Source organism: Zhongshania aquatica, from assembly GCF_027257955.1.
Taxonomy (GTDB): domain Bacteria; phylum Pseudomonadota; class Gammaproteobacteria; order Pseudomonadales; family Spongiibacteraceae; genus Spongiibacter; species Spongiibacter aquatica.
This window is the reverse complement of record NZ_JANZNQ010000008.1, coordinates 153,638-165,418: the sequence shown is the minus strand read 5'-3', so window position 1 is coordinate 165,418 and position 11,781 is coordinate 153,638. Positions and strand designations below refer to the sequence as shown.

General features: G+C 47.0%; 9 protein-coding genes. 4 read left to right on the top strand and 5 right to left on the bottom strand.

The window, feature by feature from the left end:
* Window positions 1-87: 87 nt before the first annotated feature.
* The 3 genes from O9X78_RS10360 to O9X78_RS10350 all read left to right on the top strand — a co-directional run bounded on the left by O9X78_RS10360 (window position 88) and on the right by O9X78_RS10350 (window position 3,287).
* Window positions 88-999 carry a DMT family transporter gene (locus O9X78_RS10360; RefSeq protein WP_269619605.1) on the top strand — a complete coding sequence of 304 codons (912 nt, stop codon included), beginning with the start codon at window positions 88-90 and terminating at the stop codon, window positions 997-999.
* 151 nt (window positions 1,000-1,150) lie between these two features.
* A complete protein-coding gene (yghU, locus tag O9X78_RS10355) occupies window positions 1,151-1,993 on the top strand; it encodes a glutathione-dependent disulfide-bond oxidoreductase (RefSeq protein WP_269619604.1) in 843 nt (280 codons plus the stop codon).
* A gap of 169 nt (window positions 1,994-2,162) precedes the next feature.
* Window positions 2,163-3,287, top strand: coding sequence for a diguanylate cyclase (locus tag O9X78_RS10350; RefSeq protein ID WP_269619603.1), 1,125 nt, complete (start codon window positions 2,163-2,165; stop codon window positions 3,285-3,287).
* Between the two features lie 80 nt (window positions 3,288-3,367).
* On the opposite strand, the gene O9X78_RS10345 is transcribed toward O9X78_RS10350, so the two are convergent.
* The 3 genes from O9X78_RS10345 to O9X78_RS10335 form a co-directional block, all read right to left on the bottom strand.
* Entirely contained in the window at window positions 3,368-4,558 is a 1,191-nt protein-coding gene (locus O9X78_RS10345; protein WP_269619602.1) for a class I SAM-dependent rRNA methyltransferase, read from the bottom strand.
* Between the two features lie 96 nt (window positions 4,559-4,654).
* Window positions 4,655-5,872 (bottom strand): methyltransferase, encoded by a 1,218-nt coding sequence (locus O9X78_RS10340; protein WP_269619601.1) that lies wholly within the window; start codon window positions 5,870-5,872, stop codon window positions 4,655-4,657.
* 68 nt (window positions 5,873-5,940) lie between these two features.
* Window positions 5,941-9,723, bottom strand: a complete 3,783-nt coding sequence (locus O9X78_RS10335) for a response regulator (RefSeq protein ID WP_269619600.1) — start codon at window positions 9,721-9,723, stop codon at window positions 5,941-5,943.
* A gap of 303 nt (window positions 9,724-10,026) precedes the next feature.
* Between O9X78_RS10335 and O9X78_RS10330 the strand changes: the two genes are divergently transcribed.
* Entirely contained in the window at window positions 10,027-10,476 is a 450-nt protein-coding gene (locus O9X78_RS10330; protein WP_269619647.1) for a YaiI/YqxD family protein, read from the top strand.
* 4 nt (window positions 10,477-10,480) lie between these two features.
* On the opposite strand, the gene O9X78_RS10325 is transcribed toward O9X78_RS10330, so the two are convergent.
* Together O9X78_RS10325 and O9X78_RS10320 are read right to left on the bottom strand one after the other, a co-directional pair.
* Window positions 10,481-11,107: a hypothetical protein gene (locus tag O9X78_RS10325; protein WP_269619599.1), complete on the bottom strand. Its 627-nt coding sequence runs from the start codon at window positions 11,105-11,107 to the stop codon at window positions 10,481-10,483.
* 56 nt (window positions 11,108-11,163) lie between these two features.
* Window positions 11,164-11,748: a hypothetical protein gene (locus O9X78_RS10320; RefSeq protein WP_269619598.1), complete on the bottom strand. Its 585-nt coding sequence runs from the start codon at window positions 11,746-11,748 to the stop codon at window positions 11,164-11,166.
* Window positions 11,749-11,781: the final 33 nt, after the last annotated feature.

Below are 11,781 nucleotides of genomic sequence, written 5' to 3'. Positions count from 1 at the left end.
AATTTCTCAAAGGCCGCAGACACTCTCTGCGGCCTTTTCGTTTCTGGCCACAGATAAATGTCTCGGCAAGTATTCAGGTAGACGATCATGCTTGTAAGGTTGACCTATGTATTGGTCATATTTATTTGGGCCACAACGCCGCTAGCAATAAAGTTAGGCGGTGATTCCCTGCAGCCAATTGCGGGTCTAACCATGCGAATTGCGTTGGCCTTTGGCGTGGGCAGCATTATTTGCACCATTGGCGGCTTTGCGGGGCTAGCGATTCGTCGACACTGGAAGTTGTATTTTGCGGCGTCAATCAGTCTTTTTCCGAATATGGCATTGGTGTATTTCGCTGCCGAGTATCTGCCGTCTGGCCTTATTGCTTTGCTATTTGGTTTGACGCCATTTTTTACCGCCGTACTTGCGGGGCCTATTTTGGGTGAAAATCTATTGCAGCCGCGCAAGGTATTTGCGATTGTTTTGGCCGGTTTGGGCCTGCTGTGCATTGTATTTGACGATGTGAGTGTGACGGGAGATAGCTATATCGGCATTGGGCTGATGCTACTGTCCAATGTGCTGTTTTCGGCAAGTGCATTGTGGGTGAAAAAGCTAAACGCAGAAATGGCGGTTGAACCCATTGAACAAGCACTTGGCGCAATGGCATTTGCCTTGCCGGGAATGGCGCTGAGCTGGGTGTTTGTCTTTGGTGTTGAGCCTATTTATATTAGCTCGCAGTCCCTAGGGTCGTTATTGTATTTGTCGCTGTTTGGCTCATTGGTGGGCTTTGTCGCCTACTATTCAATACTGAAACACATGGCTGTTGAGACAGTGTCTCTGATTCCATTGATTACGCCAATCCTGGCAATAATATTAGGTGTGGTGTTGGCAAACGAGACCGTGTCTGTGGCGATTTTGCTGGGAGCGGGTTTGATTTTTCTCGCGCTGGCAATTCATCAGGGCTTTTGGCGTCGAGCCAAAGTGGCGCAGGAGGCGTCAGTGGCGTCGCCTAGTCATTGATCTGAGGCGTGTTGCTTTGTCTGCAGTTTAGATGTTGCCTGGCGGTGCCCTAGGTTTCGCGCGTGCGGTAATCTATTGATAGAGTGTATGAGTGCGGCGATCAATTTAACTAACAAGATTGATTTTTGATATTTAGCAGGAGAATCTTCCAATGGCAGACTTTAATACCTACACGCCACCGGCGGTGTGGAAGTGGGACAATCAAAGCGGCGGCAAATTTAGCAATATCAATCGGCCAATATCTGGTGCTACCCACGATAAAGTATTGCCGGTAGGGGAGCACGATCTGCAGCTTCATTCACTGGCCACCCCCAATGGGGTGAAAGTGACAGTGATGTTAGAGGAGTTATTAGAACTCGGTATTAATGCGGCAGAGTACGACGCCTACACGATCAATATCAGCGAGGGGGATCAGTTTAGCAGCGGCTTTGTGGAAATAAATCCCAACTCCAAAATCCCCGCCTTACTTGATCGAGGTGTAAGCCCGCCGATAAGAGTATTCGAGTCGGCGGCCATTCTGCTCTATCTGGCTGAAAAATTTGATGCTTATTACCCCAAAGATCCTGCTGAGCGAGCTGCTTGTCAGTCGTGGTTAATGTGGCAGCAGGGTAGCGCTCCGTTTCTCGGCGGTGGATTTGGACATTTTTACGCCTACGCGCCAGAAAAGTATCAATACCCCATTGATCGCTACACGATGGAGGTAAAGCGACAGCTAGATGTATTGGATAAGCACCTGTCGCAAAACACCTATTTATGTGGTGACAACTATACAATTGCAGATATGGCGACTTTCCCTTGGTACGGTGCGCTGGCGCAAGGTCGTTTATACGATGCCGCTGAGTTTCTTGATGTTGCCTCTTACCGTCACGTTGTACGGTGGGCAGAATTGATTGCTGAGCGACCAGCGGTGCGGCGTGGGCTTCGTGTGAACCGTCCCTGGGGTGATGAGAAGACCCAGGTAGTTGAGCGGCACAGTGCGGCTGATTTCAAATAGTGCTGCTCAGCGTAGGGGGATGTGTGGCTAGGAATGACGCCTGCGAGTTGCTTAGTTACTGGCTTGCCGCCACAATTTACGAAAATGGGCCGGTGGTTGTAGCTTTGCTTTAGCTTGTGGCGCGCTGATTTACGGGTGAAGTGCGCTAAAAAGGAGTATTAGGCTTAGGATGTTTAAGTTTAACAGTTTTAACATACTTTCATTAGTAGACTCATTTCATTCTAAAACCGGTGGCGGCAATGCGAGGTTGTATCGTCATCGTTTTGTCGCCAGTTTAATCCTTAGCGTCCTGTTTTATGTCTCGCTTATTATTTTTGTTGCCACATATTTTCTTCCTTTGGGAGAGCACAGCGTACATATACTAAGGGTGTTCTTCATCTTCATTGGTGTTGGCGCGCTGCTGTCGATCTATATTTTACGCACATTGAATCAGCGCGTTTTAGCAGTGAATACGCTTATTGCCTCTCTAGGTTTGGCTTTAATCTATCTCGCGATCATGACCGGCGGGATTGAATCTCCGGCGGCTATTTGTCTGATTATTTTCCCTGCCGTTGCTACGCTCAGTATCGATTTCAAGGCGGGAATAATTTGGGGGCTTCTCGCGACGCTATCGTGGTCGCTGCTGTTCGCAGCGCCTTACTTAGGTATTCCGATACAAAATGCGATGCCCGATGTCGATGATGGCCTTGCTTTTTTTGTTAGCATTTTTACCACCCATTTTTTTATTGCCTTTGTTGCGCTTTATTACAATAAAACCTCTAAAAGCTTGCGTACTAAGTTATTGAAAGAGCGGCGCGAATATCATTACTTAGCCAATCACGACGCCCACACTGGGGTGATAAATCGCCGTCATTTTTTGGAATTACTAAAATCAGAAATTTCTCGCTGTGAACAGAGCGGAAGTACATTCTGCTTATTCTTTATTGATTTAAATGATTTTAAGAAAGCGAATGATCAATATGGTCATCATTTTGGCGACGAGATATTAGAAGTGTTCAGTCGTCGTTTGCGGCATCGAGTTCGGGAAATTGATACGGTGGCGCGTATAGGTGGTGATGAGTTCTGCATTATTAGCCGTGACATGGGGAATGAAGAGGACGCGAAGCGAGGAGAGCGACGGATTGAGGAGATCCTGAAGGAACCGCTTTCACTCAAGGAAGGGAAATACACGCTGAAGGCGAGTATCGGCTGGTCTATTTACCCACATCACGCGACAGATTATGAGGCCTTACTTAAATACGCTGATCAGCATATGTATGAAGTGAAGCGGTTAAAGAAGGCAGCGCAAAAATAAGTGTCTTGAGTTTGACGCTGCCTTAATTTTTGAATTACCTATATCGATCAGAGCTTGCTAAGCGAGTTATTAAGCAAAAGTTAGACACGAGAAATTCGGCTCAATACGGCTTTTAAATAGCGCGTTTCAGGTATTGCCGAGTGAACTGGATGGTCGGCTCCCTGCATACCCTCCGCAAGAATTTGGGCGTGGCGATCAATATGACGGGCTGAAGCGCGGACTAAATCTAGCATTTCCTCTCTTGGCATATGCATTGAGCATGAGCCGGAAATGAGAAAACCGTCGTGATTCAACAGTCGCATGGCCATTTCGTTGATACGGCGATAGGCTAAAATGCCTTCTTTCTGATCTTTTTTACGTTTTATGAACGCCGGTGGGTCTACGATAATGACATCAAAGCGCTCGTCAGCTTCTTTCAATGATTTAAGCGTTGTAAAGGCATCACCCTGTACGGTGCTAAGTTTGTCGGCAACACCGTTGAGCTCGGCGTTTTTGTGCACCATATCAAGTGCGGATTCGGAGATGTCGGCGCACCAAACATCGCTTGCGCCAAAAACCGCAGCTTGCACACCAAAGCTGCCGACGTAGCTAAACACATCTAGTACGCGCTTACCTGGCGCTAAGGTGCGCAACCACTCCCGGTTGGGGCGTTGGTCGTAGAACCAGCCGGTTTTTTGACCCGCTGCGAGTGGCGCGAGAAAACGCACACCGTTTTCAATCAGTTCGACTTCATCTGGAACCTCGCCATAGGCAGTGACAACCTCTAGCTCCAGCCCTTCAAGTTTACGAACTGCGGCATCGTTGCGTAACAGAATTGACTGCGGCTGCAGCATGCGCACAAGGGCTTCAATGATAATGTCGCGCATTGCATCCATGCCGGCGGTATTGAGCTGTACTGAGAGGTGGTCGCCGAAACGGTCGACAACGAGGCCCGGCAGTAAATCACTCTCACCATAGATAAGTCGGTAGCAGGGATGTTCATACAGCGTTTCGCGCAGCGCGAGGGCAGATTTGATCCGCTTTTTTAGAAAGTTCACATCGATAGGCCGCTCATCGTGACTCATGAGTCGCGCGCAGATTAGAGACTGCGGGTTTACATAGGCGACGCCCAAGCTCTTGCCCTGTTGGTTTTCTACTACAACGTGTTCGCCCGCTGAGAAATTGCGCAGTGGTGTCGCGCTGGCGTCTACCTCATTGCTATAAATCCATAAATGACCGCTGCGCAGACGTTTGTCTTCGTTCTTGGCGAGGCGGAGGCGTTGAAGTGTCATGAAGGAATCCTAGGATAGTCGCGCTAAAAGCGGGCATTATCTCCGATTGCTGCGTGGCGCGAAACACGTCTGGCAAACTAGTTGTGCGGGTTTGCCTTAAGCACGGCGTTTTGTTGCGCGAATGAACAGGTTTCTTGGCGTAAGTGAGGTGGGGCAAAACTCGCTTAGCCTGCACTCGTATTCATGTTCTTCTAGAAACAAGATGCTGTCGAGCACACAGCGTAATTCTATGGCGCGTCGAAAGGCCATACGGACAAGGTCGATACGCTCGGCAATGTATAGCTGCTGCCAGCCTCGCGCTTCATAGTCATTAATATTGTCGGGAATGGTTATTGTCAGCGGTTTGAGTTTTAGTATGTGGCTTAGCCAATCTAAAAACTCTACTTTACTCCACTGCTGGGGCACGGAAGGCAATGTCGTATTGGCGGCTTGCCCTTGTTCATCTAGCAGAATCCGCAATGCTAAATACCTGGCTTGAAGTTGGCGTCTCGCGGTGATTTCGCCACTGCGCGCTGTACTAGTTTGTCTGACTGCGGTACGTAGATCTTGATTATTTAAGACTAAACCGCTGTGTTTCAATGTATTTGAAAGGCTTCGATACTCGCCATTGTTAAAGCGATGATAGCAGCACGGTGAAAAGCTTAGCTCAGGGCTATTGCTGGTAACGGCGACGTGTAGCAAACGTTGATGAAGTCCGCCGCAGGCATGAAGTGCCATTAATTGTGTTGAGTGATCAATTTGTGCGAATACGGCGTCGCTAAGTACATCGCAAAGAATGATTTCATGGTCGACGTCTGTCGATGCGGCTCTATGATTGCCCGCTGTAACGAGTGATGAGTCTATTTCAAGTCCGACGCTCTTTAGTTGATATCGCTTTGCTGCGGCTTGGCCCAAGTAGCCTTTGCCACTGCACCACTCGATTATCTTTGTCTTGTGGTGAGCATCGCAAGTCGTGTTTTCTTCTGCAGTCTGTAGGGAATTTGCTTCTATATAAGCTTGTATTTGCTGCCATTTTCGACCCGGTATGCCACTAGGCGGCTCGCTGTATCCGTATGATGGGGGGGAATTTAAGGTGATGAGTTGGTGTAGCTCATCTGCAGCGTGAAAGTAGGGCGTTAAAGTCGTCAGCAAGTATTGATCATTCCGTTGCAGTTCGACGACCGCTTCGTCAGAAAGCGCTAGTAGGAAGGTAAGGAGTGCCGGATGCTTGTCTAAATGCGGGGTGCCTAATTCGCTATACGCATTGAATCGCCAAAATGACTGGTGTTGTTCAAGTAATGTATCGAGTTTGAGCGCCCGCTGTGAGAAGTTCATGGTGCGTAGCTATGGCTAGGGTTGCGGCTATTATAAAGTGCTATTACTGCGGGGCGCTATTTGATTAGTTAGATTAATTCAGTCTTGGATGACGCTGTTTCAGTGTCTTGTAAATAGCTCTCAAAGCAGCGGGTGAGGTTTTGGCAGTGTGATGTAAAGTCATGATATAGCTTATTTACTGCTGCACTGTCTCCGGAAGAGGCAGCTTTTTCTAGCTCTGCAGCACATTTATGAAGTTGCATGCCATGGAGCTGTCCTGCGCTACCTTTTACCGCATGAGCAATTGATGAAATCTCATCGAGATTAGACTTTTCATAAGCAAGATCGGCCTGCTTAATTTGCGATTCTATTTGCTCGCAAAATAGATGAAGTAATTTCTTTAATACATCGGGTCGTCCCATTGCGCTATCTAATGCTTTAGCACTTACCCACATAGGTATATCGCTAGACGACTTCGTCAGATCGGTGCTTGCTTTGGGTGGAGTCTGCGCATCTAACGAAATCTCAGGAAGCCATTTTCGAAGTATTTCCACTAACTCATTTGGTGTGAATGGCTTGGAGAGGTAGTCATTCATGCCTGCGCTCATGCATTTCTCTTTGTCACCAGACATCGCGTTTGCGGTAAGTGCAATTACTGGAACATCGCGATAGATATCGCCTGCGCGGCCTTTACGAATATATTTACATACTTGATAGCCGTCCATTTCTGGCATTTGGCAATCCAGAAGAATGAGTGAATAGGGGTTTAAAGTGTCGGTATTGTTGAGCATTTCCAGTGCTCGGCTACCGTTTTCAGCGATATCTGCAGATACTCCAAGTTCATCGAGCGTGCAGCGCCCCACTTCTTGATTTACCGGATTATCTTCAACCAGAAGCACTCTGTACTTGCTGAACTCCTCGTGTTTTAGCGTATTTTTATGAATATTTCTTTCCGTATTGCCCTTAGCTTTTTTATCCTTGGTCTTCGTTAGCGCACCGATACTTCGTGGTGACTTAAAGGTTTTCGTGTCGGATGTAAGTATTAATGTTTCCGTCAAATCAATGTAAGAAAGCGGTTTTAAATAGCATGCATTTACCTTGTCTAATATGTCTATATTGATATTCGCAATATCGATGTTGCTAGCTAAAATGATAACCGAATTTTTGAAGACGCTGTGCTGACGGAGTTGACCTATTAGTGATTCAACCGTTTGAATTGAATGTTTTCTTACGCCGAGGATAATGATGTCCGACGTCGCTGCGTCTGATGCTGAAGGTATTTCTCTAAGTAATTCCTCGCTGTGTTCTATAGGGCTAATATTTACCCCCCACTGCTGCAGTTGTTTGCCAATAGCGGCAGTGAATTCTGTATTTTCGTCAATAATAAAGTAACGTCGCTTGCCCATTGAAGATGGTGTTTGCTCTATGCGCTCCTTACTGTTCCCTTCTTGCAGAATGACACTAAACGTGAATGTGCTGCCTTCGTTATAGGTACTCGCGACCGAAATACTCCCGCCCATGAGTTCACACAGGTTTTTGCATATCGATAATCCCAGACCTGAACCACCAAATTTTCGAGTAGTGCTTGCATCAATCTGAGTGAAAGGTGTGAAGAGTCGCTTCATCTCGCTATTGGGTATGCCAATGCCGGTATCAGTAATAGCGCAATTAAGAAGCAGTTGACCGTGTTTAGATCGCAGTCCGGCGCGTAAAATGATATTACCTTCGGAGGTGAATTTAATCGCGTTGGCGAGTAAGTTGGTAATGATCTGGCGAAGTCGGGCGGGGTCGCCAGATACCCAGCTTTGATTAATTGCCGATTGATCAATGATTAATTCCAAATCCTTTTCTTGTGCATTTAGTGCTTGGCTAGCGGCGATGTCATCAAATAAATTTCGGATATTAAAAACGATATTCTCCAGTTGCAGTTTTCCCGCATCGACTTTTGAAAAGTCGAGGATATCGTTTATTAAATTTAGCAGTGATTGTGCACTGGTTTTAGCAATGTGTACTTTGCGATTTTGATCAGTATCGAGCTTCGAGTTTTCTAATAGATTGAGCATGCCAAGTACGCCGTTCATTGGCGTGCGTATTTCGTGGCTCATTACGGCTAAGAATTCACTTTTTGCGTGAACAGCAGCTTCGGCTTTTTCTTTGGCGTCAATGAGCTCGTCGCGTACTTTTCGGCGGCTGTCTATGTCTTGTGTAGAGCCATAAACACGGATACATTTATTTTGACTAAACTCAGCTTGGCCGGTGATTTGTATCCATGTGTCATGACCGTTTTCTGTGCGAATTCTTATTTCTTCACTAAAGGGCACTCCGTCGGATATCGCTTCTGACATTGCTCTATTGATTCGTTGAAGTGTTTCTTTAGTGTGATAGAACTTCTTAAGGTTTTCATGGCTAGGTATGAAGCTATCGCTGACTTTGAATATTTTTCTTGTCATTTCAGACCAATAGGTTTTGTCCGCACCGACAATATATTCCCACGCACCAACTCGCGCTTGAGCTCCCATTGAGCGCATTAGGGATTGCTGACGCTGCATGATCTCGGCGGTTTTTTTCTGTGCTGAAATGTTTTCGATAATAGACCAAACAAAGGATTTACCTGAGTCATCGCGTATGAGAACACCGCTTAGCCTAACAGGAAACTCGGTTCCGTCTTTGCGAATATAGTTGCGTTCATAGGGGCCGTAGCGACCGTTCTTCAGCAATGCGCGAGTTTGATATTGCTCCGCTTCATCTTTGTTCGTTGCACTGAGCTGCCAGTAATTTAAGGTAATGAATTCCTCTCGTGTGTAGCCAGTGCTGTTTAGTAGTGCGTCATTCACCTGTAAAAATGCGCCGTTTGAGAAATCGCTGAGTGCTATCCCGTTGGGGGATAAATCAAATAGGCTGCGAAGCAGAAGATTGTTTCTTTGCCGGCGGTTTATTTGATGTGATATCACGATAATCATCGAAAAGATGGTTATGCCGGCGAAGATCAGATAAATACGCAGTGTACTGGCGTTTTTGGCGAGCAATGGCCAGCCATTTTTAGGGATTGCCGCAAGTTCCCATTTGTCGCCTGACGGCATTTGTATTGCGGTTATGACTGGGTGAGATTCTGCGTAGAATCCGTTCATATTGCCGAAGAAAACGGCTGAGGAATCTTCAGTTATTTTTCGAATGGCAATATTGAGATTGGTTTTTGTTTCTAGTAGCCCACTGGCGTCGTAGAGGCTCTGCAAGTCGATAACGGCAGAAATAGTCCCCCATAGTTCTGCGGTTTTATCGGTTGAATTCTCAAGTACTACCGGCAATCGGGCGATAAGCCCTTGTCCACCTTGGATTAATTCGAAAGGTCCAGAGATGATAGCTTTACGTGACTGGCGAGCTCTTAGAAGGTCTTTTAGTTGGTCCGCTCGATTTCGATAGTCAAAGCCGACGGCGCTCTCGTTACCCTCTAGTGGGTACATATACAATAATTTAAGGTTTCGAGTGCCACTTATATTCCTAAGTTGCGCACTGCCATCGAACAGGGGTTTTGCGAACTCAGCAAAACCGGCTTGATCAATGGCAGGGTTGACGTTTACCGCTGAGACCATGGCTTTTGCAGTTTGTAGGTTGCCGAGAATATTTCCTTCTAGGCGTGCTGCAATAATTTTAAGTGAATTATCTGCCTGAACTCGCGCTTGAGCTTGGTAGTTGTGATTGTTGAGTTGATCGATGTAGGCGGCAATCGCGATTATTGCGACGGCGGATACCATCCATACCGTATTTCTCAGCCACTCTATTTTGTTAAAGTGCAGGCGATGGGGCGTATTGGGGTGGTCACTGCCTCCCTTTTCATCTTCGTTGCTTGTTAATCGCGCAAAAAGATCCTTCATGCGACAGATCTCTGCATCATTTGACGCTCATCGTTGTTTTTGCAAAGTCCTCAGTCTAGGCGAGGCTAACTAGGGCTGATATTCGTACTTTCCCTAGGGCGGTTCGGCAAGGTGGTAGGATGTGCCTGTTAATTCTGTTGTCTCGTTTAAATCCTGTCGAGAATATGCCTATTCTGTGAGTCGTTCTCTCGATCTCCCAGTCTTTTGCCACGGCATATTGCATGAGTACATCCGACGAGCAAATCGCTACAATACGCAGTGGCTTGATAATACCTGATGGTTTTGGGGAGTGGTGAGGTGACGGTGACAATTTGGGTGGATGCTGATGCCTGTCCTATGGTGGTTCGGGAGATACTGTTTAAGGCCGCAGAACGAACCGGTGTATCTTTGACGCTGATCGCAAATCAGGCGGTGAGGGTGCCGCCGTCGCGATATATTTCAGCGGTGCAAGTGAGCAGTGGGTTTGATGTGGCGGACAATGAGATTGTGCGTCGCGCTGTCGCAGGAGATTTGGTGATTACTAGTGATATTCCACTGGCGGCTGAGGTTATTGAGAAAGGCGCCTTGGCGCTAAGTCCGCGGGGGGAGTTACTTACTTCAGATAATGTGCGTGGGCGCTTGATGATGCGTGATTTCATGGACACCATGCGTTCGTCTGGTGTCCATAGTGGTGGTGGTGCTGCAGCATACTCTGCGACAGACAAGCAGGCATTTGCGAACCAATTGGATCGGTATTTGGCCCGGCAGCGTTAAGACGCTATTTTAAAGGTTCAATAAAGCAGCCGTATTCTTTGTCTAGCTCGATGCTAAATCGATATTGTTGCGGTGCAACGTTAACAATATAACGCCGGAAACCAGGGAGTACATTGATCGAATTTATGGTGGTGTCAAGGGCAAGAGGGATGTCGAGATTTGTGTCGAGCAATCGATTATATTTTCTTATTTTTACCGTGCCAGCCTGTAACCCCTGACTAAAACAATCTAGTGCCTGTAGGGAATTCTTGGTTTGCGTTTCATCAACGCTTTTGTCGTCCGTCGCGTTGTCAGTATCGATGGTTGCATCGTGATATTTGATGCGCCGCCCTTCGCTAGCTTCGCAGGCAATCTGTTCTGTACTGCTATTTAAATCGCAGCTAACCATTCGGTAGTAGGTGAACTTTTCGTCCTGTTCGTGGGCCGCTAGCTTGATGAGGCGTTTTGCGCCGGGGCCGCTTTCGCAGCTGTAAATGGCTTGGCTTGTGGCTTTAGGGCCATAGCGTGAAACAAGCTGGCTCACCGCATTGACGAGTAGTTTTTCGTTAAATATATCTGTGTCTTCGCAGTCTGCTGCATTAACGAACGCGGGCATGGCTGAAAATAGTATGAGAAGGACGCGAAGTTGCATATAAGACTCTGTGTTAGCGCAATTTAAAAATAATTTTTCGCAGTCTAATTATTTGCCTATTGTCTTCGGGCGCTGCGTCGCCGTGCGAGGACTAATACTATCAATATTATGCAGCATATCCCAACGGCAAATGGGAAAAGCACAGTTGCTATGGAGTAGTGGCTTAGCGCCGCGATGACAAGTGCGTTCCGCAGAGCGAAGATGCCAAAAAAAGTGAGGTTTTCATCTAGCGGATGTTGATAAGCTTTACGCAGGGTGGGGCCGAAACCAAGTAAGTCAACACTCGTGAGAATGATCACCGCAATGGTTGGGTCTGAAGCCAAATACCATGCCGGTATCGAAGAAAGTGCGAATAATAAGAATAGCCAGTCGCTGTTAGTAATGTTGATGTCGGCTTTGTGCCTATAGGCTAACAAGGCAATATAAAAGGTAATGGCGGCCGAAATACCAATAGCAATAACACCGCGGCCGCCGTTTGCGCTGAGTTGCGCAAAGAAAACGACGCTTGTTGTAATACCCCAAATTAGCCAAGAGAACATATGGGGGCGGGTATGGCCCCGGTAAATTGCTAGGATGTAGGGCGCGAAACCAATGATGGTAAGGGCAATCGCTAGAAGGCTAAGTATGTCTTTTATTGGCATGTATAGTTGTGTGCTAGTGGTTGGAAGCCATGC

Bases quoted from the DNA above. Each gene is read 5' to 3' on its own strand.
- O9X78_RS10320 (WP_269619598.1), bottom strand. From the start codon at position 11,748: ATGCCAATAAAAGACATACTTAGCCTTCTAGCGATTGCCCTTACCATC.
- O9X78_RS10325 (WP_269619599.1), bottom strand. From the start codon at position 11,107: ATGCAACTTCGCGTCCTTCTCATACTATTTTCAGCCATGCCCGCGTTC.
- O9X78_RS10335 (WP_269619600.1), bottom strand. From the start codon at position 9,723: ATGAAGGATCTTTTTGCGCGATTAACAAGCAACGAAGATGAAAAGGGA.
- O9X78_RS10360 (WP_269619605.1), top strand. From the start codon at position 88: ATGCTTGTAAGGTTGACCTATGTATTGGTCATATTTATTTGGGCCACA.
- O9X78_RS10340 (WP_269619601.1), bottom strand. From the start codon at position 5,872: ATGAACTTCTCACAGCGGGCGCTCAAACTCGATACATTACTTGAACAA.
- O9X78_RS10345 (WP_269619602.1), bottom strand. From the start codon at position 4,558: ATGACACTTCAACGCCTCCGCCTCGCCAAGAACGAAGACAAACGTCTG.
- yghU (WP_269619604.1), top strand. From the start codon at position 1,151: ATGGCAGACTTTAATACCTACACGCCACCGGCGGTGTGGAAGTGGGAC.
- O9X78_RS10350 (WP_269619603.1), top strand. From the start codon at position 2,163: ATGTTTAAGTTTAACAGTTTTAACATACTTTCATTAGTAGACTCATTT.